This is a genomic window from Streptomyces sp. NPDC093065, from assembly GCF_044754585.1.
Taxonomy (GTDB): Bacteria; Actinomycetota; Actinomycetes; order Streptomycetales; family Streptomycetaceae; genus Streptomyces.
Genome location: NZ_JBIVPJ010000021.1, coordinates 64,515 through 88,837, shown reverse-complemented (window position 1 = coordinate 88,837; position 24,323 = coordinate 64,515). Strand labels below are relative to the sequence as shown.

19 protein-coding genes are annotated in these 24,323 nt (G+C 71.6%); 13 read left to right on the top strand and 6 right to left on the bottom strand.

Annotated features, from left to right (window positions below):
* The first annotated feature begins 5 nt into the window (after window positions 1-5).
* Window positions 6-1,499 (top strand): GTPase HflX, encoded by a 1,494-nt coding sequence (hflX, locus tag ACIQFU_RS30170; RefSeq protein ID WP_402555680.1) that lies wholly within the window; start codon window positions 6-8, stop codon window positions 1,497-1,499.
* A gap of 85 nt (window positions 1,500-1,584) precedes the next feature.
* Here the strand turns inward: hflX and ACIQFU_RS30165 are convergent, their stop codons facing one another.
* Together ACIQFU_RS30165 and ACIQFU_RS30160 are read right to left on the bottom strand one after the other, a co-directional pair.
* Window positions 1,585-2,802 (bottom strand): trypsin-like serine peptidase, encoded by a 1,218-nt coding sequence (locus ACIQFU_RS30165; RefSeq protein ID WP_402555679.1) that lies wholly within the window; start codon window positions 2,800-2,802, stop codon window positions 1,585-1,587.
* Between the two features lie 133 nt (window positions 2,803-2,935).
* Window positions 2,936-4,168, bottom strand: coding sequence for a trypsin-like serine peptidase (locus ACIQFU_RS30160; RefSeq protein ID WP_402555678.1), 1,233 nt, complete (start codon window positions 4,166-4,168; stop codon window positions 2,936-2,938).
* Window positions 4,169-4,602: 434 nt separating this feature from the next.
* Here ACIQFU_RS30160 and ACIQFU_RS30155 point away from each other — a divergent pair, with 434 nt between their 5' ends.
* The 4 genes from ACIQFU_RS30155 (at window position 4,603) to ACIQFU_RS30140 (ending at window position 10,983) form a co-directional block, all read left to right on the top strand.
* Complete coding sequence (locus tag ACIQFU_RS30155) at window positions 4,603-6,003, top strand: aminotransferase class III-fold pyridoxal phosphate-dependent enzyme (RefSeq protein ID WP_402555676.1); 1,401 nt, start codon at window positions 4,603-4,605, stop codon at window positions 6,001-6,003.
* 39 nt (window positions 6,004-6,042) lie between these two features.
* Window positions 6,043-8,043 carry an IucA/IucC family protein gene (locus tag ACIQFU_RS30150; protein WP_402555674.1) on the top strand — a complete coding sequence of 667 codons (2,001 nt, stop codon included), beginning with the start codon at window positions 6,043-6,045 and terminating at the stop codon, window positions 8,041-8,043.
* A 28-nt stretch (window positions 8,044-8,071) separates the two neighbouring features.
* Entirely contained in the window at window positions 8,072-8,764 is a 693-nt protein-coding gene (locus tag ACIQFU_RS30145; protein ID WP_402555672.1) for a GNAT family N-acetyltransferase, read from the top strand.
* Between the two features lie 161 nt (window positions 8,765-8,925).
* Complete coding sequence (locus tag ACIQFU_RS30140) at window positions 8,926-10,983, top strand: ATP-dependent DNA helicase (RefSeq protein ID WP_402555671.1); 2,058 nt, start codon at window positions 8,926-8,928, stop codon at window positions 10,981-10,983.
* Window positions 10,984-11,107: 124 nt separating this feature from the next.
* Here the strand turns inward: ACIQFU_RS30140 and lexA are convergent, their stop codons facing one another.
* Window positions 11,108-11,887 (bottom strand): transcriptional repressor LexA, encoded by a 780-nt coding sequence (gene lexA / locus ACIQFU_RS30135; RefSeq protein WP_402555670.1) that lies wholly within the window; start codon window positions 11,885-11,887, stop codon window positions 11,108-11,110.
* Window positions 11,888-12,498: 611 nt separating this feature from the next.
* On the opposite strand from lexA, the gene nrdR reads away from it, so the two are divergent.
* Window positions 12,499-13,047 (top strand): transcriptional regulator NrdR, encoded by a 549-nt coding sequence (nrdR, locus tag ACIQFU_RS30130; protein WP_402555668.1) that lies wholly within the window; start codon window positions 12,499-12,501, stop codon window positions 13,045-13,047.
* A gap of 166 nt (window positions 13,048-13,213) precedes the next feature.
* The gene (locus ACIQFU_RS30125) at window positions 13,214-16,117 is read left to right on the top strand and encodes a vitamin B12-dependent ribonucleotide reductase (protein ID WP_402555667.1); all 2,904 of its coding nucleotides are present in this window, start codon (window positions 13,214-13,216) and stop codon (window positions 16,115-16,117) included.
* Between the two features lie 95 nt (window positions 16,118-16,212).
* On the opposite strand, the gene ACIQFU_RS30120 is transcribed toward ACIQFU_RS30125, so the two are convergent.
* On the bottom strand, window positions 16,213-16,746 hold the full coding sequence (locus ACIQFU_RS30120; protein WP_402555665.1) for a TerD family protein: 534 nt from the start codon (window positions 16,744-16,746) through the stop codon (window positions 16,213-16,215).
* A 158-nt stretch (window positions 16,747-16,904) separates the two neighbouring features.
* On the opposite strand from ACIQFU_RS30120, the gene ACIQFU_RS30115 reads away from it, so the two are divergent.
* The 3 genes from ACIQFU_RS30115 to ACIQFU_RS30105 all read left to right on the top strand — a co-directional run bounded on the left by ACIQFU_RS30115 (window position 16,905) and on the right by ACIQFU_RS30105 (window position 19,215).
* The gene (locus tag ACIQFU_RS30115) at window positions 16,905-17,519 is read left to right on the top strand and encodes a YdbC family protein (protein WP_402555664.1); all 615 of its coding nucleotides are present in this window, start codon (window positions 16,905-16,907) and stop codon (window positions 17,517-17,519) included.
* Window positions 17,520-17,637: 118 nt separating this feature from the next.
* Window positions 17,638-18,297, top strand: coding sequence for a histidine phosphatase family protein (locus ACIQFU_RS30110; protein WP_402555663.1), 660 nt, complete (start codon window positions 17,638-17,640; stop codon window positions 18,295-18,297).
* 12 nt (window positions 18,298-18,309) lie between these two features.
* Window positions 18,310-19,215, top strand: coding sequence for an ADP-ribosylglycohydrolase family protein (locus ACIQFU_RS30105; protein ID WP_402555661.1), 906 nt, complete (start codon window positions 18,310-18,312; stop codon window positions 19,213-19,215).
* Window positions 19,216-19,500: 285 nt separating this feature from the next.
* Here ACIQFU_RS30105 and ACIQFU_RS30100 read toward each other — a convergent pair whose 3' ends face one another.
* Window positions 19,501-21,048: an MFS transporter gene (locus tag ACIQFU_RS30100; protein ID WP_402555659.1), complete on the bottom strand. Its 1,548-nt coding sequence runs from the start codon at window positions 21,046-21,048 to the stop codon at window positions 19,501-19,503.
* Between the two features lie 187 nt (window positions 21,049-21,235).
* Here ACIQFU_RS30100 and ACIQFU_RS30095 point away from each other — a divergent pair, with 187 nt between their 5' ends.
* The 3 genes from ACIQFU_RS30095 (at window position 21,236) to ACIQFU_RS30085 (ending at window position 23,340) form a co-directional block, all read left to right on the top strand.
* The gene (locus tag ACIQFU_RS30095; protein WP_402555658.1) at window positions 21,236-21,856 is read left to right on the top strand and encodes a TetR/AcrR family transcriptional regulator; all 621 of its coding nucleotides are present in this window, start codon (window positions 21,236-21,238) and stop codon (window positions 21,854-21,856) included.
* Window positions 21,857-21,937: 81 nt separating this feature from the next.
* Window positions 21,938-22,639, top strand: coding sequence for a ribonuclease HII (locus tag ACIQFU_RS30090; RefSeq protein WP_402555656.1), 702 nt, complete (start codon window positions 21,938-21,940; stop codon window positions 22,637-22,639).
* A 68-nt stretch (window positions 22,640-22,707) separates the two neighbouring features.
* Entirely contained in the window at window positions 22,708-23,340 is a 633-nt protein-coding gene (locus ACIQFU_RS30085; RefSeq protein WP_402555655.1) for a hypothetical protein, read from the top strand.
* A 293-nt stretch (window positions 23,341-23,633) separates the two neighbouring features.
* Here the strand turns inward: ACIQFU_RS30085 and ACIQFU_RS30080 are convergent, their stop codons facing one another.
* Entirely contained in the window at window positions 23,634-24,248 is a 615-nt protein-coding gene (locus ACIQFU_RS30080) for a hypothetical protein (RefSeq protein WP_402555653.1), read from the bottom strand.
* Window positions 24,249-24,323 lie beyond the last annotated feature (75 nt).

The window sequence follows — 24,323 nt, the reverse complement described above, 5'->3', positions numbered from 1 at the left end:
ATCCAATGACCCCCTCTTCTTCCCCCTCCCAGGACACCAAGCGTCTCGCGCAGACCTATCCCGAGGGCCTCCGGGCCGATGCCCTGATGGAAGAGGACGTCGCCTGGAACCACGACACCGACTCGCACTGGGACGGCGAGCAGTTCGACCGCTCCGACCGCGCGGCCCTGCGACGGGTGGCGGGCCTGTCCACCGAGCTCGAGGACGTCACCGAGGTCGAGTACCGCCAGCTCCGCCTGGAGCGGGTCGTCCTCGTCGGCGTGTGGACCTCGGGCACCGTGCAGGACGCGGAGAACTCGCTGGCCGAACTGGCCGCCCTCGCGGAGACGGCGGGCGCGCTCGTGCTCGACGGCGTCGTCCAGCGCCGCGACAAGCCCGACGCCGCCACCTACATCGGCTCCGGCAAGGCCGAGGAGCTGCGGGACGTCGTCCTCGACACGGGCGCGGACACCGTCATCTGCGACGGTGAGCTGAGCCCCGGCCAGCTGATCCACCTCGAGGACGTCGTCAAGGTCAAGGTCATCGACCGCACGGCCCTGATCCTGGACATCTTCGCCCAGCACGCCAAGTCCCGAGAGGGCAAGGCACAGGTCGCGCTCGCGCAGATGCAGTACATGCTGCCGAGGCTGCGGGGCTGGGGTCAGTCGCTGTCCCGGCAGATGGGCGGCGGCAAGGGCGGCGGCCTCGCCACCCGCGGTCCCGGTGAGACCAAGATCGAGACGGACCGGCGCCGGATCCGCGAGAAGATGGCGAAGATGCGCCGTGAGATCGCGGAGATGAAGACCGGCCGCGAGATCAAGCGCCAGGAGCGCAAGCGTCACAAGGTGCCCTCCGTCGCCATCGCCGGCTACACCAACGCCGGCAAGTCCTCGCTGCTCAACCGCCTCACGGGCGCGGGCGTGCTGGTGGAGAACGCGCTGTTCGCCACCCTCGACCCGACCGTGCGCCGCGCGGAGACGCCGAGCGGCCGCCTCTACACCCTGGCGGACACCGTCGGCTTCGTGAGGCACCTGCCGCACCACCTGGTCGAGGCGTTCCGCTCCACGATGGAGGAGGTCGGCGACTCCGACCTGATCCTGCACGTGGTCGACGGTTCGCACCCCGTCCCGGAGGAGCAGCTGGCCGCCGTGCGCGAGGTGATCAGGGACGTCGGCGCCACCGACGTGCCCGAGATCGTCGTGATCAACAAGGCCGACATGGCCGACCCGCTGGTCCTCCAGCGGCTGCTGCGGGTCGAGAAGCGGTCCATCGCGGTCTCGGCGCGCACCGGTCGGAACATCGACGAGCTGCTCGCGCTCATCGACGACGAGCTGCCGCGTCCCTCGGTCGAGATCGAGGCGCTCGTGCCGTACACCCACGGCAAGCTGGTCGCCCGAGCCCACGACGAGGGCGAGGTGATCTCCGAGGAGCACACCCCGGAGGGCACCCTGCTCAAGGCGCGGGTGCACGAGGAACTGGCGGCGGAGCTCACGCCGTACGTTCCGGCGCCGCTCGCCTGAGACACCCGCGTCCGTCCGGCGGACAACGACCGAGGGCCCGCCCCCTGCCACGGCAGGGGGCGGGCCCTCGGTCGTCGGGTGGTGCTCACTGCCCGCCGTACGTCTTGCTCATGTTCTGGTACATCGCCTCGGCCGACCGGCCCAGCTGCGGACCGGCCAGCCAGGTGTTCTCCAGCGGGCCGATCGACGTGTTCGAGACCAGCTTGGTCTCGCCGTCCACCACCCGGAACCAGCCGCCACCGGACGAACCGCCGGTCATGGTGCAGCCGATGCGGTACATCGCCGGCAGCGACGGGCTCAGCGACAGCCGGCCGGGCCGGTCGACGCACTTGAACATCTCCAGGCCGTTGTACGGCGCCGCCGCCGGGTAGCCCCAGGCGCCCATGCTGGACACCTCGGTCGCCGACGGGGCGGAGAAGTCCACCTCCAGCGCGGCGCCGACCGTCTCCTCCAGCGACTTGCCGCCCTGCTCGGGCTTCACGTGCAGTACCGAGTAGTCGTACGCGGCCCCGTCGCCGCCGCTCTCCGAGCCGCCCCGGATCCACTGGTCCGAGGTCGAGGCCCAGTCGGCCCACCAGGTGCCGTACGGCGCCATCTCGGTGGTCGTCGCGTTCGCCAGCTCCGCCTCGGACTTGCCGTAGTCGTTGTACGACGGGACGAAGGCGATGTTGCGGTACCAGCCGCCGCTGCCGCCGGCGTGCACGCAGTGGCCCGCCGTCCACACCAGGTTCGACTTGCCGGGGTGGTTCACGTCCTTGACGACCGTGCCGGAGCAGACCATCGAGCCCTCGGGGGAGTCGAAGAAGACCTTGCCCACCGGAGCGGCGTTCTCGTGGTACGGCTTCTTCTCGGCCACGGCCTCCACGGGCGCCGGCTCCGGGTCGGTGGCGCCCTGGTCCGCGGAGGCGTCCTTGGTGGTGACGGTCTTGTCGGCCTCCTTCGCGGACTTCATCCGGTCCGGCTTCCACAGGCCCTCGATCACCGGATTGACGAAGTCCTTGGCCTCACTGAGCCACTTGTCCTCGTCCCAGTTCTTCCAGCCGCCGTCCTTCCACTGGCCGACGTCGATGCCGTGCTCCTTGAGCCGGTCCGCGAGGCCGGCCGGCAGACCGCCCTCGCCGCCACCGGTGTCGCCGGCGTCGGCGGCCTGGGACGTGCCGCCGCCGGGCCTGGCATCGGCCCCGTCCTGCTCCGACCCGCCGCAGGCGGTGGCGGTGAGCGTGAGCGCGGCGACCAGGCCGGCGGCGGTGAGTGCGGTACGCCGCCCGCGCCGTGGCGCGGCGGACACGGATGTGGAACGCATGGTGCTACGACCCCCGTTGAAACGTCTGAACGTCCGTGAACACATGAAAGTCTCGAAACCGCGCGGTGGGTGTGCCGGCCTCGGCCCGGCACACCCCACCGGCCGCCCGCTCATCGGCGCGGGCGGCGCGCGATCACTGGCCGGTGAACTTGCCGCTCACCGCGTCGAACACGCCCTTGGCCTCCTTGCCCAGGCGCGGACCGGCCAGCCAGCCGGCCGTCACCGGGCCGATCGAGGTGTTGGAGACCAGCGCGGGCTTGCCGTCGGAGCCGGTCGCGACCCAGCCGCCGCCGGACGAACCGCCGGTCATGGTGCAGCCGATGCGGTACATCGTCGGGTCGGACGCGTTGATCGACAGCCGTCCGGGCTTGTCCTGGCACTGGTACAGCTTCTGACCGTCGTACGGCGGCGCGGCCGGGTAGCCGATCGCCTTCATGCTCTCGATGTCCGGCACGGCGGGCGCGTCGAAGTCCACCGGCAGCGCGGAGCCGACCGTCTCCTCCAGCGACTTGCCGCCGCTGCCCTTCTCCGGCGTCACGTGGATCACCGCGAAGTCGTACGAGGCACCTTCACCGCCGGTCGCACCACCCTGCTCGATCCACTGGTCCGAGGTCTGCGCCCAGTCGCCCCACCAGACGCCGTAGGGAGCGACCTCCTCCTTGGTGGCGTTCTGCAGCTCGTCGACCGACATGTCCGCGTCGTTGTACGACGGGACGAAGGCGATGTTGCGGTACCAGCCGCCGTTCTTGCCGGCGTGCACGCAGTGACCGGCCGTCCAGACCATGTTGGACTTGCCGGGGTGGGCCGGGTCCTTCACGACCGTCGCGGAGCACACCATCGAGCCCTTGGGGGAGTCGAAGAGGAGCTTGCCGGCCGTGGCGGCGTTGTCGTGGTACTTGGCCGGTACGGCCTCCGCCTCGACGGGTGCGGGCTCCGGGTCGGTGACGCCCTGGTCGCCGGAGATGTCGTTCTCGTCGACCTCCTGATCCGGCTCCTCGGCGTCCCGCATCCGGTCCGGGTCCCACAGGCCTTCGATGATCGGGTTGACGAAGTCCTGCGCCTCGCGCAGCCAGTCGTCCTTGTTCCAGTCCTTCCAGGCGCCGTTCTTCCAGTCGTCGACGTCGATCCCGTGTTCCTTGAGCTTGTCCTTGATGTGGTCCGGGATCCGGATGCCGCCGCTGCCGTTGCCGTCGTCGGCGGCAGCGGACGCGGAGGCGTCGCCGCCCGCCTCGGGGTCGCCGTCCTCGCACGCCGTGGCGGTGAGCGCGAGCGCCGAGACGAGCGCCACGGCGGCGGCCGTGGAGGAGGCTCCGCGCCGCCCGCGTCTGCGTCCGCGTGTGGTGAACGACGGCCGTATGGATCGCATGGTGTTGACTCCCCCTGCTGTGAACGAACGTGGTGCCGCGGCCGGACCGCCGAGCGACGGTGACCGGGAACGGCACCACACACTATTAGCCGGCTGTGGGGGACTTCCGACGGAACGGCAACGGTTCGGACACAGCCGCCTGACCTGGCACGCGGCGCCCGCCGGTGCGGAGGACCGGGCCGCGCGGACGGAGCGGACCGTGAAGTCCCCGTCCCGGCAACGATCTTCGGGCAGGCCGTAACCCCCTGAGCGGTCCGCGGTTGGTAGCGGTGGGGGGCCTGCTGTCCGGACGCGGTCCCCCAGGCCGGGAGCGCCCGGCACGCCGCCGCGTCCGGACAGCGGGAGGTCGACAGGACGTGGCGGGATCCCTTGTCGGGAGCCGGGCGGCCGGAGGCGGGAACGTGCGGCCGGTCGTGCCGGGGGAGCCCGCGGGCGTGGCGTCCACGCGGGCGGGTGCGGCCCGGGAAGGCGCCGCGCACGAGGGAGTCGTGCGGGAGGGCGCCCTGCGGGAGGGTGCCGTGCAGGGGGGCGCTTCGAGGCGCCAGCCGGCGCGTGAACCGGCCGCGCGCACCTACGCGCGCGCACTCCCGGTCGTGCCGGTGCGGGCCCGGGGGCTCACCATCGAGGGCGCCGACGGCCGCCGTTACCTGGACTGCGTCTCCGGTGCGGGAACCCTGGCCCTCGGCCACAACCACCCCGTCGTCCTGAAGGCGATCCGCGCGGTGCTCGACTCGGGCGCCCCCTTGCACGTCATGGACCTCACCACTCCGGTCGAGGACGCCTTCGTCACCGAGCTGCTGCGCACCCTGCCGCCCGGGCTCGCCGACCACGCGCGCGTGAGGTTCTGCGGCCCGACCGGGACCGATCCGGTCGCCACCGCCGTCTCGCTGGTCCGCGCCGCCACGGGGCGGGCCCGGGTGATCGCCGTCGCCGACGCGCCCGAGCCGCTTCTCGACGACGACGAGACGGGGCGGGAACCGCCCGCCGCGCTCCTCCTGGAGCCGGTCCGGAGCGAGGCCGGGGTGTTCCCGGCGGCGGACGCCCTGGTACGGCGCCTGCGCTCCCGCACGGACGGGCGGGGCGTCCCGCTCGTCGTCGACGAGACCGAGACGGGCGTCGGCCGGACCGGTGCCTACTGGGCGTTCGAGCACAGCGGGGTCACACCCGACGTGCTGGTCCTCGCCAGGGCGGTCGGCGGCAGTCTGCCGCTGGCCGCGGTGGTCCACCGCGACGACCTGGGCGACCTGGGCGACTCGGGCGGACCGGCAGGGAAGGACACGGTGGGCCGCCCGGCCGCCGCACGCGCGGCCGGTGCCTTCCGCGGCAACCAACTCGCCCTGGCCGCGGGCGCCGCCACACTCGCCCACGTCCGCGAACACCGCCTCGCCGAACACGCCGCCGCACTGGGCGAATGGATGCTGACCCGACTGCGCGCCCTGCCCGGGGAGTTCGAGTGCGTCGGCGACGTACGGGGGCGGGGCCTGATGGCGGGCATCGAACTGGTCGCACCGGACGGAACGACCGACGTCCCCAGCGACGGCGTGCACCCCGGCCCCCGCCCCGGCACTGGCACTGGCACTGGCACTGGCACAGCCGGCATACCCGGCACGCCTGCCGACCTCGCCGCCGCCGTCCGCCGGGAGTGTCTGCGCCGCGGGCTGATCGTGGACGTCGCGGGGCCGTGCGCGAACGTCGTACGGCTGCTGCCCCCGCTCATCGTCAGCGAGGAGCAGATGTCGGCGGTCCTGGACCGGCTCTTCGACGCGGTCCGGGCGGTGGACCGCCACCGCGCGCACGGTGCCGCCACGTTGCGCTGTGAGCGCACGCCGCGATGAGTTGCACCGCCCGGACACAGCACGCCAGGAGGACCCGCGTTGCACCCCGACTCCGTACCCGAACCGGCCCCCGCGGCCGTCTCCGCCTCCGGAGCACCGATCGATCCGGTGGGTCCGGCCACCGCGGAGCCTGCCGCCGCTCCGGGCGCCGGGCGCGGTCCGGCCCCGGGGGCGGGCACCGTCTCCGACGCCCTGCTCCTTTCGCCGCCCGCGCCCCCGCCCCTGCTGGCCCCGTCCGTCGCGCCCCCGGCGGCCGACCCGCTCGACCACCTCGACCCCTACGCCGCCGCCCAGGCCGCGGCCACGGAGAACCTGATCCGCTGCTGGGCCCGCGAGGCCGACGCGCCCGACCCCGACGACGGCTTCCTCCGGGTGCCGCTCCCGGCCTGCGGTACGGCCCTTGCCGTTCCCGTCCGCTACTGGTCCCCGACCGGACGGCACCGCTTCGGCCCCCCGCGGCTGGCCGGTGCGCCCGCCTCGGCGCCGCCCGTGGACGCGGTCACACTCGCCGCGCTGCTCGTACGGGAGACGGACGGCGCACCGGGGCCCGACGGTCCCGATCTCGTCGCGCGCGTCGCCGACTCCGTCCGCCGCACCGCCGTGTTCCTCCGGGACCGGGCGGAACGCCCCATGGAAGGCCCGGGAGACCACGGCGGACCCGACCTCTTCCTCGCCGCCGAACAGGCGCTCCTCCTCGGACACCCGCTGCACCCCACCCCGAAGAGCCGTGAGGGCCTCACCGAGGCGGAGGCCCACCGGTACTCACCGGAGCTGCGCGGTTCCTTCCCGCTGCACTGGCTGGCCGTCGCCCCCTGCGTACTCGCCACCGACTCGGCCTGGACCGAGCGCGGCCGCCCGGTCCAGGCGACCGAGCTCACCGAGCGCCTCGCGGCGGACGGGCCGGCGCCACCGGACGGGCACGCCCTCCTGCCCCTGCACCCCTGGCAGTTCCGCGCGCTGCTGCACCGGCCGGAGATGACCGCACTGCTGGACACCGGCCTGGTCAGGGACCTCGGCGCGCAGGGCCCGGAGTGGCACCCCACGTCCTCCGTGCGCACCGTCCACCGCACGGGTGCCCCCGCCATGCTCAAGCTCTCGCTGGCCCTGCACATCACCAACTCCCGACGGGAGAACCTCCGCAAGGAACTCCACCGCGGCGTCGAGGTCCACCGCCTGCTGCGCCGCGGCCTGGCCCGCCGGTGGCAGGCGGCCCACCCGGGCTTCGACATCGTCCGCGACCCGGCCTGGCTGGCCGTCGACCAACCGGACGGCACACCCGTGCGAGGGCTCGACGTGGTCGTCCGCCACAACCCCTTCCGGCCCTCGGACGACGTCTCCTGCGTGGCCGCCCTCGTCGCGCCGCGACCGCACACCCGGGCGGTGGCGCGGCCCGCCGGGGCCGGCGGGTCCGGGACCGCCGTACGCTCCCGGCTGGCCGAGATCGTCGCCCGGCTCGCCCGACGGACCGGCCGACCGCGCGGAGCCGTCGCCGTCGAGTGGTTCCTGCGCTACCTCCACCACGTCGTACGTCCCGTCCTGTGGCTGGACGCCCGCGCGGGGATCGCCCTGGAGGCGCACCAGCAGAACACGCTCGTCCTGCTGGACGCGGACGGCTGGCCCTCGGGCGGCCGCTACCGCGACAACCAGGGGTACTACTTCCGCGAGTCCAGGCGGGCGGAACTCGAAGCCAGGCTGCCCGGGATCGGTGAACACAGCGACACGTTCGTGGCCGACGACGTCACCGACGAGCGCTTCGCCTACTACCTCGCCGTCAACAACGTCTTCGGTCTCGTCGGGGCCTTCGGCTCCCAGGAGCTCGCCGACGAAGGAACGCTGCTGGCGGCCTTCCGCCGCTTCCTCGCCGAGCTGCTCTCGGGCCCCGCCCCACTCGGCGGTCCGCTCCCCGCGTACCTCCTCGACTCGCCGGCCCTGCGCTGCAAGGCGAACCTGCTGACCCGGCTGCACGGACTCGACGAACTCGTCGGACCGGTGGACACCCAGTCCGTCTACGTCACCATCGCCAACCCCCTGCGCGCCTGAGCGGGCCGCCCTCTTGAAGGACGACACTGTGAACTCCACCGACGCGAGCGCCGACGACACCCTGGACCTGCACCTGCCGGACGAGTTCGTCGCCCTCCTGCGCGGCGAGGGGAACGACCGCGCGCAGGCGGCCGAGGCACGCGCGCGCGAAGACCTCCTCGACCGACTCGCAGACTGGGGACCGAGCGTCACCCCCGTCGGCGTGTTCCACCTGGTGCCCGTCGACGCCGAACGGGACGCCCCGCTCGTCGCCCGCTGGATGAACGACCCCGCCGTCGCCGCGTACTGGCAGCTGACCGGGCCCCAGAGCGTGACCGCGGACCATCTGGGAGCCCAGCTGGCCGGGGACGGGCGCAGCATCCCGTGCGTCGGGACGCTGGACGGAGTGCCGATGAGCTACTGGGAGATCTACCGGGCCGACCTCGACCCGCTGGCCAGGTACTGCCCGGTCCGGCCGCACGACACCGGTGTCCACCTGCTGATCGGCGACGGCGCCGACCGCGGGCGGGGCATCGGAACCGCGCTGATCAGGACCGTCGCCGACCTCGTCCTCGCGGGGCGCCCCGCCTGCACGCGCGTGCTCGCCGAACCCGACGTCCGCAACGGGCCGTCCGTCGCGGCGTTCCTCGGCGCCGGGTTCCGGCTGGCGGCCGAGGTGGACCTGCCCGGCAAGCGGGCCGCGCTCATGGTCCGCGAACGGGCGGCGCGGGGGGCGCGGTGACGCGCGGTGCCCGCCGACTCCGCCGTCCGCCCCTCCTGCCCGTCACTCCGGCCGACTGCCCAGGAGCCACCTTTGCGCCCTCTGCCTCCACAGCCACCCCCGCCCCTCGTACCCGCCTTGCCGACCCGTTTGTCAGTCCCGGGCCGTAGGGTGGTCGCGCTATGACGAAGCCCTCACTCCCCGAACTCCTGCACGCCGCCGTCACCGCCGTCGGCGGCACGGAGCGTCCCGGCCAGGTGGCCATGGCCGAAGCCGTCGAGGAAGCCATCGACAACGGCTCCCATCTGCTGGTCCAGGCCGGCACCGGCACCGGAAAGTCGCTGGGGTACCTGGTGCCCGCGCTGGCACACGGGGAGCGGGTGGTCGTGGCCACGGCGACCCTGGCCCTGCAGCGCCAGCTGGTCGAGCGGGACCTGCCCCGCACGGTCGACGCGCTCCACCCGCAGCTGCGCCGCCGCCCGGAGTTCGCGATGCTCAAGGGCAGGTCGAACTACCTGTGCCTGCACCGGCTGAACGAGGGCGTTCCGCAGGACGAGGAAGAGGGCCTCTTCGACCAGTTCGAGGCCGCCGCCCCCACCAGCAGGCTGGGCCAGGACCTGCTGCGGATGCGCGACTGGGCCGACGAGACCGAGACCGGCGACCGCGACGACCTGACGCCGGGCGTCTCCGACCGGGCCTGGTCACAGGTGTCGGTCTCCTCCCGCGAGTGCCTGGGTGCCTCGAAGTGCGCCTACGGCGCCGAGTGCTTCGCCGAGTCGGCCCGCGAGCGCGCCAAGCTCTCCGAGGTCGTCGTCACCAACCACGCGCTGCTCGCGATCGACGCCATCGAGGGCGCGCCCGTCCTGCCGCAGCACGAGGTGCTGATCGTCGACGAGGCGCACGAGCTGGTCTCCCGGGTCACCGGGGTCGCCACCGGCGAGCTGACCCCCGGCCAGGTCAACCGTGCGGTGCGCCGCGCCGCGAAGCTGGTCAACGAGAAGGCCGCCGACCAGCTCCAGACCGCCGCCGAGGGCTTCGAGCGGCTGATGGAGCTGGCGTTGCCGGGCCGCCTGGAGGAGATCCCGGAAGACCTGGGCTACGCCCTGATGGCGCTGCGGGACGCCTGCCGCACGGTCATCTCGGCCATCGGCAGCACCCGCGACAAGTCCGTGCAGGACGAGGACGCGGTCCGCAAGCAGGCGCTTGCCTCGGTGGAGTCCGTGCACGACGTGGCGGAGCGGATCACCAACGGCTCCGAGTGGGACGTCGTCTGGTACGAGCGCCACGAGCCCCGCGGCGGAGCCGCATATCGGTACAGTGGCGCCTCGCTGCGGGTCGCCCCGATGTCCGTCTCGGGGCTGCTGCGGGAGAAGCTCTTCACCGACCGCTCGGTGGTCCTGACCTCCGCGACCCTGAAGCTCGGCGGCGACTTCAACGGCGTGGGGGCCTCGCTGGGCCTCGCCCCAGAGGGCACCGAGGGCGAGGACGTGCCCCAGTGGAAGGGCGTCGACGTCGGCTCCCCCTTCGACTACCGCAAGCAGGGCATCCTCTACGTCGCCAAGCATCTGGCCCGCCCCGCGCGGGACGGCGACCGCGGCGACATGCTCGACGAGCTGACCGAGCTGATCCAGGCGGCGGGCGGTCGCACGCTGGGACTGTTCTCCTCGATGCGCGCTGCTCAGCTGGCCGCCGAGGAGCTGCGCTCGCGGATCCCGGAGTACCCGATCCTCCTCCAGGGCGAGGAGACCCTGGGCGAGCTGATCAAGAACTTCGCCGCCGACCCGCGGACCTGTCTCTTCGGGACGTTGTCGCTGTGGCAGGGCGTCGACGTCCCAGGGCCGAGCTGTCAGCTGGTCGTCATGGACAAGATCCCGTTCCCGCGTCCGGACGATCCGCTCATGAGCGCCCGCCAGAAGGCGGTCGAGGAGGCCGGGGGCAACGGCTTCATGGCGGTGGCGGCGACACACGCCGCGCTGCTGATGGCCCAGGGCGCGGGCCGGCTCGTCCGGGCGTCCGGCGACCGCGGGGTGGTCGCCGTACTGGACCAGCGGCTGGCGACGGCCCGGTACGGGAGCTATCTGAAGGCGTCCCTGCCCGACTTCTGGTTCACCACGGACCGCAACCAGGTCCGCAAGTCGCTCGCCGCGATCGACGCGAAGGCGAAGCAGACAGAGGGCGCCACCGGGCCGGGCGAGGACGCGCGCCCCGCCGAAGCCGCGGAGCAGACGGAGGGCGACTGAGAGGGCGGCCCGTGCGCCGGGCCGCACGACCCCGCACAGCGCGGGGCCCCGGAACCGGCGCAGAGGTTCCGGGGCCCGGTCGGGTCGGCGGGGCGCTGTCGCGCGTACCCGCCCGCCGTGGCGCTCAGACGCGGCGCAGTACGGCCACCACCTTGCCGAGGATGGTCGCGTCGTCACCGGGGATCGGCTCGTAGGCCGAGTTGTGCGGGAGGAGCCAGACGTGGCCGTCCTCGCGCTTGAAGCGCTTGACGGTGGCCTCGCCGTCGAGCATGGCGGCCACGATGTCACCGTTCTCGGCGACCGGCTGGCGGCGGACCGTGACCCAGTCGCCGTCACAGATCGCGGCCTCGATCATCGAGTCACCGACGACCTTCAGGACGAACAGCTCACCGTCGCCGACCAGCTGCCGGGGGAGCGGGAAGACGTCCTCGACGGACTCCTCGGCGAGGATCGGACCACCGGCGGCGATGCGCCCGACGAGCGGCACGTACGACGCGGCCGGCTTTCCGGCGGTGTCCGTGGGCTGCACCGAGGCGGCCTGGTCGGAGCCGCGCACCTCGTAGGCGCGCGGGCGGTGCGGGTCACGGCGCAGGAAGCCCTTGCGCTCCAGCGCCATCAGCTGGTGCGCCACGGACGAGGTGCTGGAGAGGCCGACGGCCTGGCCGATCTCCCGCATCGACGGCGGGTACCCACGTCGCTGCACCGAGTCGCGGATGACCTCGATCACCCGGCGCTGCCGGTCGGTGAGCCCCGAGCTGTCCGCCCGGATGCCGGGAGGTCGCCCCGGCAGGGAGCGCTTGTGCCCCTCGGGATTCGTGGCGTCGCTCATCGCGTGCACCGGCTCAGGTCGGCCCTGGGGGCGTTCCTGGGCAGTGATGGTGGCACTGTCGGCGGTGGTGGTCACGTCGGCCCCTCTCGATGGTCTCCCTGCTGCACAACGGTAGTAGCTTTCGAAAGGTTGCGCCAAACACACGTTCGAGTGAAAATCCGCGAATCTCTCATCCGTATTGCATGTCTGGGTGTATGGCTACCGTGGCGCCCGGCGGACAAAAGGGCTTATTGCTGTACTCTTCACCGCCGTGGTGACAACCTCCGGGATGTCGCTCCAGTCTGCCATCCGGCATCCCGTTCGACGGGGTGGGTCTCCCATCTGTTGCGGTAGTCCCACGTCCCCTCCCCGCGGCGCCCACGGTATCTCCGCATGCTCCCGGGCGATACGGCCGTGCGGGTGGCCGCGTGTGCCTGTGTACGCCCGTGTGCGCGCCTCTGCGGCCCCACGGGTGGGCGCGCCGCGCCCTTGCGCTCCGGGCGCGTACGCACAGGCGCGACACGCGTGCACGGCGTGTTTGTATGAGCCAATCCCCACATCTAGTGGTTGGATTGCATCAGCAGCCCACAAGTTGTGGTCCCCCGGGTCTTCGAGTCCGCCGCGATCGCCTATGCTGGGGGCTGCTTCGAGGGGCCTGAAGGGCCTTTCGAGGCTGTTGAGTCTGCTGTGAGGAGGGTTCGGAGTCCATGCACTGCCCCTTCTGCAGGCACCCCGACAGCCGTGTCGTCGACAGCCGTACGACCGACGACGGCACGTCGATCCGCAGGCGCCGCCAGTGCCCTGACTGCTCCCGTCGGTTCACGACCGTGGAGACGTGCTCACTCATGGTGGTGAAGCGGTCCGGGGTCACCGAACCGTTCAGCCGTACCAAGGTGATCAACGGGGTGCGCAAGGCCTGTCAGGGCCGGCCGGTCACCGAGGACGCGCTCGCGCAGCTCGGCCAGCGGGTCGAGGAGGCGGTGCGGGCCACCGGAAGCGCCGAGCTGACCACCCACGACGTGGGGCTGGCCATCCTCGGCCCGTTGCAGGAACTCGACCTCGTCGCCTATCTGCGGTTCGCCTCGGTCTACCGGGCGTTCGACTCGCTCGAGGACTTCGAGGCCGCGATCGCGGAACTGAGGGAGACGACGGGGCGTCCCGGCGGAGACGACGGCACCGGCGCGGGGAGCCAGAAGAACGACCGCGGGTCCACGGGGGCAGGACAGGTCCCCGAGCCCGCAGGCGCCGCCGACTGACCGGCGGGCCGGACCCGGACTTCGGCGCCCGGGCCCGGCCGGACGGCGGCGAGCAGAGACCTGTTGCGGGCGCAGCGAGAGATGCCCCGCAGCACCAGACAGAACACCGTGCCCACGGGAACAATCGGGGCACTTCAGGGCGTTTTCGCCCGTACAGGGAGGCGGCATGACAGAGACGGCGAGCGGTCCGGCACGGAGTTCCCGCGCCAAGGGCACCAAGGCGGGCAAGGGACTCCGCGTCGAGCGCGTCCACACCACTCCCGGCGTCCACCCCTACGACGAGGTGGCCTGGGAGCGTCGTGACGTCGTCATGACCAACTGGCGCGACGGCTCGGTCAACTTCGAGCAGCGTGGCGTCGAGTTCCCCGAGTTCTGGTCGGTGAACGCGGTCAACATCGTCACCAGCAAGTACTTCCGGGGCGCCGTGGGCACCCCTCAGCGCGAGGTGAGCCTCAAGCAGCTCATCGACCGCATCGTGAAGACGTACCGGAAGGCCGGTGAGGACAACAAGTACTTCGCCTCGCCCGCCGACGCCGAGATCTTCGAGCACGAGCTGGCCTACGCCCTCCTGCACCAGATCTTCAGCTTCAACAGCCCGGTGTGGTTCAACGTCGGCACGCCCCAGCCGCAGCAGGTCTCCGCCTGCTTCATCCTGTCCGTCGACGACTCCATGGAGTCGATCCTCGACTGGTACAAGGAAGAGGGCATGATCTTCAAGGGCGGCTCCGGCGCCGGCCTGAACCTCTCCCGGATCCGCTCCTCCAAGGAACTGCTCTCCTCCGGCGGCAACGCCTCGGGACCGGTCTCCTTCATGCGCGGCGCCGACGCGTCCGCCGGCACCATCAAGTCCGGTGGCGCCACCCGTCGCGCGGCCAAGATGGTCATCCTCGACGTCGACCACCCCGACATCGAGGACTTCATCCAGACCAAGGTCAAGGAAGAGGAGAAGATCCGCGCCCTGCGCGACGCGGGCTTCGACATGGACCTGGGCGGGGACGACATCACGTCCGTCCAGTACCAGAACGCCAACAACTCGGTCCGCGTGAACGACACGTTCATGAAGGCCGTGCAGGACGGCGGCAAGTTCGGCCTGGCGTCCCGCATGACCGGCGAGGTCATCGAGGAGGTCGACGCCAAGGCGCTCTTCCGCAAGATGGCCGAGGCCGCCTGGGCGTGCGCCGACCCCGGCATCCAGTACGACGACACCATCAACGCCTGGCACACCTGCCCGGAGTCCGGCCGCATCAACGGCTCGAACCCGTGCAGCGAGTACATGCACCTGGACAACACGTCCTGCAACCTCGCCTCGCTGAACCTGATGAAGTTCCTGAAGGACGACGGCAAGGGCCACCAGTCCTTCGACGCCGAGCGCTTCTCCAAGGTCGTCGAGCTGGTCATCACCGCGATGGACATCTCCATCTGCTTCGCGGACTTCCCGACCCAGAAGATCGGCGAGAATACCCGGGCCTTCCGCCAGCTCGGCATCGGCTACGCCAACCTCGGCGCCCTGCTGATGGCGACCGGCCACGCCTACGACTCCGACGGCGGCCGCGCCCTGGCCGGCGCCATCACCTCCCTGATGACCGGCACGTCGTACCGCCGCTCCGCCGAACTCGCCGCGATCGTCGGCCCGTACGACGGTTACGCCCGCAACGCCAAGCCGCACCTCAGGGTCATGAAGCAGCACTCCGACGAGAACGCCAAGGCCGTCCGCATGGACGACCTCGACACTCCGGTCTGGGCCGCCGCCACCGAGGCCTGGCAGGACGTGCTGCGCCTCGGCGAGAAGAACGGCTTCCGCAACTCCCAGGCGTCCGTCATCGCCCCCACCGGCACCATCGGTCTGGCGATGTCCTGCGACACCACCGGCCTGGAGCCCGACCTCGCCCTGGTCAAGTTCAAGAAGCTGGTCGGCGGCGGCTCGATGCAGATCGTCAACGGCACCGTCCCGCAGGCCCTGCGCCGCCTGGGCTACCAGGAGGAGCAGATCGAGGCGATCGTCGCCCACATCGCCGAGCACGGCAACGTGGTCGACGCGCCCGGCCTCGCGCACGAGCACTACGAGGTGTTCGACTGCGCGATGGGCGAGCGCTCCATCTCCGCGATGGGCCACGTCCGCATGATGGCCGCCATCCAGCCGTGGATCTCCGGCGCGCTGTCCAAGACGGTCAACCTGCCGGAGTCGGCGACCGTCGAGGACGTCGAGGAGGTCTACTTCGAGGCCTGGAGGATGGGCGTCAAGGCGCTCGCCATCTACCGCGACAACTGCAAGGTCGGCCAGCCGCTCTCCGCCAAGACCAAGTCGGTCAAGGACGCGGAGAAGGCGGAGATCACCGAGAAGACCGAGGCGGCCATCCGCGAGACGGTCGAGAAGGTCGTCGAGTACCGCCCGGTCCGCAAGCGCCTCCCGAAGGGTCGTCCCGGCATCACCACGTCCTTCACGGTCGGCGGCGCCGAGGGCTACATGACCGCCAACTCCTACCCGGACGACGGTCTCGGCGAGGTCTTCCTGAAGATGTCCAAGCAGGGCTCGACCCTCGCGGGCATGATGGACGCCTTCTCCATCGCGGTCTCCGTCGGCCTCCAGTACGGCGTGCCGCTGGAGACGTACGTCTCGAAGTTCACCAACATGCGCTTCGAGCCGGCCGGCATGACGGACGACCCGGACGTGCGGATGGCGCAGTCGATCGTCGACTACATCTTCCGCCGCCTGGCGCTGGACTTCCTGCCCTTCGAGACGCGCTCCGCGCTCGGCATCCACTCCGCCGAGGAGCGCCAGCGCCACCTGGAGACCGGTTCGTACGAGCCGTCCGACGACGAGATGGACGTCGAGGGCCTGGCCCAGTCGGCGCCGCTCGCCCAGGAACTGAAGGCCGTCGCCACGCCGAAGGCCGAGGCCGAGGCCGCCAAGCCCGCTCCGCAGCAGGCGCACACCAGCGCTGAACTGGTGGAGATGCAGCTCGGCATCCAGGCCGACGCCCCGCTGTGCTTCTCCTGCGGCACGAAGATGCAGCGCGCCGGCTCCTGCTACATCTGCGAGGGCTGCGGCTCGACCAGCGGCTGCAGCTGACGGGCAGCCGTGCGTAGGCGCTCATGAGTAAGTAGTGGCCCACGAGTAAGGGGCACCCGCCATGGCGGGTGCCCCTTACTCGTGCCCGTGCGCCCTCAGGTGCGCCGCGCCGCGCCCATCACGCGGGTGAACGTCGCGGGGTCCCCCTCGAAGCCGTGCACACCGGCGCGGAACTCCCAGGCCCCGGTCTCGTCCCGGACGAACTCCGCGACCGTCGCCGCGGTGGCGCCCAGGACGCCGCCGAAGTCCTCCGTGGCCAGGTCCGTGTACCCCTCACGGATGCGCAGGCCCGGGCCGGCCACCTCGCCGAACGTCCGGTCCTCGGCGCCCTGCTGGATGGCCACGCCCACCACCACGCGCGCGTAGCGGGGGTCGAGCCGCTCCAGCTCCAGCGTCATGACCTCGTCGAAACCGAAGCCCTTGCCGTCCTTGCTGTCCCGGTTGAGATAGATCGTGCCGTCCGGCGAGCGGCTGTCGAAGTGCACCACGTAGGAGGGAGTGCCGTACGGATCGTCGGCCGTATAGGTCCCGGCGACGAGGTCCAGGTCGGCGGCCGGCTGTCCCGCCGGACTCGGGTCCCACCGCAGCGCGACCTCTACCTTGCGCATGCCCTTGCTGAGGCCGTTCACAGATTTCCCCTTCCACGGTCCCCCGCCCTGCCCGGCCATCCGAACTGCCGGACGGTGACGGCCGGTTGTCCATCCTGCCACGCACCGGGACGTGGGTGCGGGAAAGCGGTCCTCCGGAGAGTGACCGGTGCCACGTTCCCTGGCCTTACCATGGCGCGGTGCTGGTCAAGTGGATTCGCTGCACCGTGGTGGACCGCCGCGGTTTCGAACGGGGGCAGCGGAAGTGGGCGGGGCTTCCGGGGGAGCCGGGTTTTCGGGGACAGGGGGGTGGCTGGAGCCGGGGGCGGCCGGACGTGGCGCACGTCTTCGCCTTCTGGGAGAGCCGTGCCTTCTACGACTCCTTCATGGCCCGCTCCCACGACAGACTGGCCTCGGCCCAGGTGGGCACCTTCAAGGACGCCCAGGTCAGGCTCTTCGACTACCGGTTCGACGTGAAGACCGGCTTCGAGCCGCGCTTCACCGACGCCGACCTCCTGCGGGTGGCGCTGTGCCGCGTCCACGAGGAGCGGGCCGAGCACTACGTCCTCATGCAGGAGAAGGTCTGGAACCCGGCGATGGCCGGCTCGCCCGGGATGATCCGCGGCCTGTTCGGCGAGGCCCCGGGAGACGGGTACAACGAGTACCTCGTGCTCTCCATGTGGATGTCGGCCGCCGAGCACGGAAAGTACCGCACCGAGCGGGTGGAGCGACTCGCCCTGCGCGCCCAGACGGAGGCCGACATCGCGGCCCTCACGGGCGACATCGTCCAACTGGAACCGTCCTGGACGGTTTGAGATCCGGACCCGCATGACACCGGACCCGGCCCGGCCAAGGTGTGGAAACTGTGTGACGTACGCCGTACGGGGGCCGTACGAGTGCTTGGTTCCGGCCGTCTCGATCTAGGGTTCTGGCATGGCACGACCACGGCGCATCGTTCTTGTCCGGCACGGCGAGTCGACCGGCAACGTCGATGACACCGTGTACGAGCGCGAACCCGACCACTCCCTGGCCCTCACCGACCGGGGCCGGGCGCAGGCCGGGGAGACCGGCAAGGCGCTGCGCGAGGTGTTCGGCCGCGAGCGGATCAGCGTGTACGTCTCCCCGTACCGCCGCACCCACGAGACACTCCGGGCCTTCCACCTCGACCCGGACCTCATACGCATACGCGAGGAGCCCCGGCTGCGCGAGCAGGACTGGGGCAACTGGCAGGACCGCGACGACGTGCGGTTGCAGAAGGCCTGTCGCGACGCCTACGGGCACTTCTTCTACCGCTTCGCCCAGGGCGAGTCCGGCGCGGACGTGTACGACCGCGTCGGCAACTTCCTGGAGAGTCTCTTCCGCAGCTTCGAGGACCCCGACCACCCGCCGAACGTGCTCCTGGTGACCCACGGGCTCGCCATGCGGCTGTTCTGCATGCGGTGGTTCCACTGGACGGTCGCGGAGTTCGAGTCGCTGTCCAATCCCGGGAACGCCGAGATGCGGATGCTCGTTCTCGGTGCGGACGGCAAGTACACACTTGACCGGCCCTTCGAACGCTGGCGAGATCCGGAACCGTACGGGATCACCGGATAGGGTGGCAGGGCGATGACCGCTCATTCCTCTCCCGACGGGCGCCTGGACCGCGCCCTTTCCAGCCTGCGCGGACTCTCGGTGGGGGACGCGCTGGGCTCACAGTTCTTCGTTCCCGCGAACTACCCGTTGCTGGGGCGCCGCGAGCTGCCGCCCGGCACCTGGCAGTGGACGGACGACACGGAAATGGCCTGTTCCGTGGTCTCCGTCCTGGCCGGACACCACCGCATCGACCAGGACGCGCTGGCGCTCTCCTTCGCCCGGCACCACGACTTCGACCGTGGGTACGGTCCTGCCGTCAACCGGCTGCTGCGGCTGGTGCGGGAGGGCGGCGACTGGCGCGAGCTGGCCGCCGCGCTGTTCAACGGCCAGGGCTCGTGGGGCAACGGCGCGGCCATGCGCATCGCGCCGCTGGGTGCCTGGTACGCGGACGACCCGGAACAGGCGACCCACCAGGCGGAGATCTCGGCCTACCCCACGCATCAGCACCGTGAGGCGGTGGTCGGCGCGATGGCCGTCGCCGCGGCCGCGGCGCTGGCCGCGGATCCGGCCGGCCCGCCCCGCGCGCACGCACTCCTCGACGGGGTGATCGCGCTGGTGCCGAAGAGCGCGGTGGGCGCCGGACTGCGCCGCGCCCGGGACATGCTCGACTACGGCGACGCGGCCACGGTCGCGGCGGTCCTGGGCTGCGGCCGGCGTACGACCGCACACGACACGGTTCCCTTCGCCCTCTGGTCCGCGGCCCGCGCCCTCGGGGAGTACGAGACCGCGTTCTGGACGACCGCCCAGGTCGGCGGCGACGTGGACACGACCTGCGCCATCGTGGGCGGGGTGGTCGCGGCCGGCGAGGCGGGGGCACCCCCGGCCGAGTGGGCGGCACGGGTCGAGGCGCTGCCCGCCTGGATGACGGCGTCGGCCTGACAGGTGTGCGTACGGAAACTCTCCGTATGGGCCGGGAACTCTCTGTGACCGTTTGCCCGTTCTCATGACAGCCGCCGTGCGGGGCGCGGGCCCCGGACCGGACGGAAGGTCATGAGGGGGTTGGGCATGGAGACGCTGTCGGCGTGCGTCGCGCTGCTGTCCCTGGCGCTGTCCGTCGTCCTGCCCGGCCGGCCGGGCCCTCGGGCGACCGCGAGCCTGCAAGGCGGGCTCCGGACGGCGTGCGGGACGCCGTCCGGAGCCCGCCAGGGCCCCCGTGCCGCGGGGTCAGCCCACCCCCGGACCGGCGGAGCCGGAGAGGGCCTCCAGGTCGCTCTTGCGTACCCGGATCACCAGCCACGCCGTGGCCAGGGCGAGTACGGCCATGGCGGCGGCCGGGATGAAGGCGGCCGAGATCCCCTGCGCCAGCACGTCGTGCGACCAGGGCGCGGGCAGCTGGTGCGTCTGGGCGAACTCCGCCTTCTGCTGCGGCGAACCGTTGGTGAGGAAGTCCGTCACCTGCTTCTCCGCCTCGTCCTTGCTGGCCGTGCCGAAGACCGTGGTCAGGATGGCGAGACCGATCGATCCGCCCACCTGCTGCATCGCGTTGAGCAGCCCCGACGCCGCACCCGCCTCGTGCTGGGCGACCCCGGAGACCGCGGTCAGCGTCAGTGTCACGAAGTTCAGCCCCATGCCGAAGCCGAAGATCAGCATCGGTCCCAGGACGCCGCCGACATAGGAGCTGTCGGCGCTGATGAGGGCCTGCCAGCCGAGTCCGACCGCGGCGAGCGTCGAACCCACGATCATGAACGGCTTCGGGCCGAAGACGGGAAGGAACCGCTGCGACAGGCCCGCCCCGAGCGCGATCACGACCGTGACCGGCAGGAAGGCCAGGCCGGCCTGGATGGGGGTGTAGCCGAGCACGTTCTGCACGAACAGCACGATGTAGAAGAACATGCCGAACATCGCCGCGGCCAGGCTCAGCATGATCACGTACGTGCCGGAGCGGTTGCGGTCGGCGAACATCTTCAGCGGCGTGATCGGTTCCCTGGCCCGCCGCTCGATGAGGACGAAGGCCAGCAGCAGGACCGCGGCGGCAGCGAAGGAGCCGATGGTCAGGTTGTCCCGCCAGCCCTCGTCCGCGGCCCGGATGAAGCCGTAGACGAGAGACGCCATGCCCGCGGTGGACGTCACGGCGCCGGCTATGTCGAAGCGGCCGGAGTGCCGTTCGGACTCGTTGATGTAGAGCGGCGCGAGGACGGCGATCAGCACACCGATCGGCACGTTGACGAAGAGCACCCAGCGCCAGTCGAGCCACTCGGTGAGCATGCCGCCCGCCAGCAGGCCGATGGCGCCGCCACCCGCGGAGACGGCGGCGAAGACGCCGAAGGCACGGTTGCGTTCCGGCCCCTCTGGGAAGGTGGTGGTGATAAGGGCCAGCGACGTGGGCGACGCGATCGCGCCTCCCATGCCCTGCAGCACGCGCGCCGCCAGCAGCTGCCAGGGTTCCTGGGCGAAGCCGCCGAGCAGCGAGGCGAAGGTGAACAGCAGGATGCCGGTCATGAAGACCCGGCGCCTGCCCAGGATGTCACCGGCTCGGCCGCCGAGCAGGAGCAGGCCGCCGAAGGTGAGTGTGTACGCGCTGACGACCCAGGTGAGGTCGGTGGTGCTGAACTCGAGCGCGTTTTGAATGTGCGGGAGCGCGATGTTCACAATCGTCGCGTCGAGTACGACCATGAGTTGGCAGGCCGCGATGACGGCGAGTGCGATGCCGGGATGCCCCTCCCGGCGGGCCGCTCCCGGCTTCTGGTCTTTGATCAGAGAAGAGGTTGTCACTATGTGTCCCCCACGAATCACTTAGTGAACGCTCGCGTTCACTGTTGCCTCAACGTTAGTGACCCCGAGACAGTGAACGCAACCGTTCACTTAGTGAGCCGTCGTGCCGCCGGTCCCCCGTCGCGGCCGCGCGATGTGTGCCTTATCCCCGAATACCCGTTTTCACCGCTTTCTGGAGACGTTCGACATGGTTCCTTCGCACTGGGCGGCCGCCTCCGCCCAGACGCCCTCCCGCAGGCGCGGCGCGGTCCTGGAGCGCGCCATCCTCGAGGCCGCGCTGGACCAGCTCGGCACCGTCGGCTGGAACGGCCTGACGATGGAGGGCGTGGCCGCGAGCGCGCAGACCGGCAAGGCGGCCGTCTACCGGCGCTGGCCGTCCAAGGAGGACCTCGTCGCGGACGCGCTGCGGTCCGGGCTACCGGACTTCGACACGGTTCCCGACCTCGGGAGCGTCCGCGAGGACCTGCTGGAGCTGTGCCGCAGGGCGCGGGACGCGATGTTCTCCCGGCCCGGATTCGCACTGCGTTCGGTGATTCACGAATGCGACAACATGCAGGCCGAACGCTTCCACGCGGTGATCATCAAGGGTGTGGTGGAGCCGACCCTCACGATGATCTGCGAGGTCATCAACCGCGGAATGGAGCGGGGAGAGGTCCGTCGCGACGCGGCCAACGGATACGTCTTCGACGCCATCCCGGCGATGATGATGTACCGCTCCAAGATTTGTGCAAGTGAATGGCCGGACCGCGAGCTCGAGGAAATGATCGACCAGTTGATGGTCCCGCTGCTGCGGGCCGACGGTCCCTGAATCCCGCCGTCGAAGAGGCCGCGCTCGTTCGGGGAACCGGGGTGTCGCCCGGGGATCGCGGCGGCGTAGGCTAGGGACGCCATGCCGTACGAACCACCTACTCACACCGTCGAGCGCTCTCTTCGCGCCACGACCGGAGCGAAGATCATTGCCGGTGTCGACGAGGTGGGGCGCGGCGCGTGGGCCGGTCCGGTCACCGTCTGCGCCGCGATCACCGGACTGCGCCGGCCACCGGCCGGTCTGACCGACTCCAAGCTGCTCACCATCAAGCGACGCACCGAGCTCGCCGTGGAGTTGCGTACCTGGGTCACGTCATACGCCCTGGGGCACGCCTCTCCCGAGGAGATCGACGCGCTGGGCATGACCGCCGCGCTGCGACTGGCGGCGGTGCGGGCCCTGGAGACCCTGCCGGTCCGCCCCGAGGCCGTCATCCTGGACGGCAAGCACGACTATCTCGGAGTCCCCTGGCGGGTTCGTACGGTGATCAAGGGCGATCAGTCCTGCGTCGCCGTCGCGGCGGCCTCGGTGCTCGCCAAGGTCCAGCGCGACAAAATGATGGCCGAACTGGGTGTCGACCATGCAGACTTCGGTTTTGCGGACAACGCCGGGTATCCGTCGCCCGTGCACAAGGCCGCACTGGAGGAGCGGGGCCCCACCCCGCACCACCGGTTGTCGTGGGCGTATCTTGATGCGCTGCCCCAGTGGCGGCACCTCAAGAAGGTCCGCAGTTGGGTGGAGGGAAGCGTTCCGGAAATCGAGGGTCAGCTCGGCTTCGATTTCTGACGGTTCCGCTCGCAGACATGTGCCACCCGCCGACGCGCGCCGCACCAACGTTTGATAAACATCAGCTCATGCCTCTCATTCCCGAGGAGCCTCAGATTCACGAGAAGGCCCAGGGTCCCCGCGCCACTCCGGCCAGTGGCCGCACCGCGCCGACCCCCCGCCCCGTACCCGGCCCCCGCCCCGCGGCCCCGCCGCGCCCCGGCCGACCCGGCCCGGCGCGGCCGGCACCGCCGGCGCAACGCGCGTCGCGCGACACGGCCGCGGCCAAGCCCGGACCCGCGGGTCCGGCTGCCCCGGCCACCGCCCCGGCCGCTCCGCAGATCCAGCTGATCCCGGCCACGCCCGACGGCGCGCTCGACGCCGCCGAAGAGGCCGTGGACCTGCTGCTGGACTCGGGCCGTACCCCCGGTGACGTGCTGGTGATCACCACCGGCGACGCCCACCCGTGGGCGGCCCACGAACTGTCCTTCGGCGACGCCGCCTACTGGGCGCAACACGACGCGGGCGACGACGTCTTCTATGCCGACACCGCCGTCGCGGACCGCGCCGCATCGCGGGCCGTGGTCGTGGTCGCGCTCAACGGCGGTCCCGAGGCCGCCGCCGTCACCGCCCTGACCGCGGCCCACTCCCGGGCCGGCGCCCTGCTGATCGTCTGCGGTGACCCGCAGCGCATCAACTCGGTGCTGGGCGCGACCGTCTGAGCCCGTAGCGCCGAGTGCGGCAGTCGGCGGTGTGACGCGGAGAGCGCCGGGCCGGTGCTGCCCACGCGGCGGCGGCTTCGGTGGCCCGTGTGCACCGACGCCCCTCCACGCGGTACCGGCCTGGGCGGACCGGGAGCACCCCTGCCCGTGCCCGTCACCGGGGCGCGGGCGGTCTACGGGTGCTGCCGGGTTCCGGCGCAGGCCGGACCGCCCGCGCGCGGAGCGGGTCACGGGCGGGCCGTGTCACGGCTCGGGTGGGCCCGCAGCGGTCCCCCGAGCCGCCGCTGCGGTACTCAGCGGGCCGCGGCGCGACGCAGTACGTCCGAGGCCACACCGCCGGTGCGTGGTGGCGGGGGCGGCGACTCCGCCGTGGCGAAGGGTTCCGGCACCGACGCCGCGTTGGGCCGACGGCCGCCACGGCCCTCGCCGAGCACCTGCCAGCCGTCCCGGGTCAGCGTGATGTACGCGCCGCAGCGCAGCCCGTGCAGCGTGCACGCGTCCCGCAGCCCCCACATCCACGCGCCGTCCTCCTGCGTCCAACGCGCGTCGCCCTCACGGCAGTAGAGCAGTACGGCGGTGCGCACCGGTGTGCGGCGCCGCAGATCGTGCGGGATGACCCGGCGCAGCTGGGACAGCAGTGCGTTGCGGAACATCCAGCCGTCGGCCGGGGAGTGGCGGCTGGTGAACGAGGCGCTGGCGCGCAGCCGTTCGGCCGGGTCGAGTACGGCCACGACCGCCGTCGCCGGTTCGGGGCGGTGTCGCGAGTGCAGCCCGCTGACGACCTCCCGAGGGTTGCGCAGCAGCGGGATTCCGGCGGCGGCCCACTCCGCCGGCTCGAGCATGCGGGTTGCGGAAGCGGCGGACGACGAAAACGAGGCCGCCGAGGACGGAGCGAATCCGAAGGTCACGTTCCTCCCTTCGGCTACGCGCCCACACTGCGGGCAGGGTCGGATTCGGGGAGCGCGCACCGCAGCGAAGCCCTG

Bases quoted from the DNA above. Each gene is read 5' to 3' on its own strand.
- hflX (WP_402555680.1), top strand. From the start codon at position 6: ATGACCCCCTCTTCTTCCCCCTCCCAGGACACCAAGCGTCTCGCGCAG.
- ACIQFU_RS30165 (WP_402555679.1), bottom strand. From the start codon at position 2,802: ATGCGTTCCACATCCGTGTCCGCCGCGCCACGGCGCGGGCGGCGTACC.
- ACIQFU_RS30160 (WP_402555678.1), bottom strand. From the start codon at position 4,168: ATGCGATCCATACGGCCGTCGTTCACCACACGCGGACGCAGACGCGGG.
- ACIQFU_RS30140 (WP_402555671.1), top strand. From the start codon at position 8,926: ATGACGAAGCCCTCACTCCCCGAACTCCTGCACGCCGCCGTCACCGCC.
- nrdR (WP_402555668.1), top strand. From the start codon at position 12,499: ATGCACTGCCCCTTCTGCAGGCACCCCGACAGCCGTGTCGTCGACAGC.
- ACIQFU_RS30125 (WP_402555667.1), top strand. From the start codon at position 13,214: ATGACAGAGACGGCGAGCGGTCCGGCACGGAGTTCCCGCGCCAAGGGC.
- ACIQFU_RS30110 (WP_402555663.1), top strand. From the start codon at position 17,638: ATGGCACGACCACGGCGCATCGTTCTTGTCCGGCACGGCGAGTCGACC.
- ACIQFU_RS30105 (WP_402555661.1), top strand. From the start codon at position 18,310: ATGACCGCTCATTCCTCTCCCGACGGGCGCCTGGACCGCGCCCTTTCC.
- ACIQFU_RS30095 (WP_402555658.1), top strand. From the start codon at position 21,236: ATGGTTCCTTCGCACTGGGCGGCCGCCTCCGCCCAGACGCCCTCCCGC.
- ACIQFU_RS30090 (WP_402555656.1), top strand. From the start codon at position 21,938: ATGCCGTACGAACCACCTACTCACACCGTCGAGCGCTCTCTTCGCGCC.
- ACIQFU_RS30085 (WP_402555655.1), top strand. From the start codon at position 22,708: ATGCCTCTCATTCCCGAGGAGCCTCAGATTCACGAGAAGGCCCAGGGT.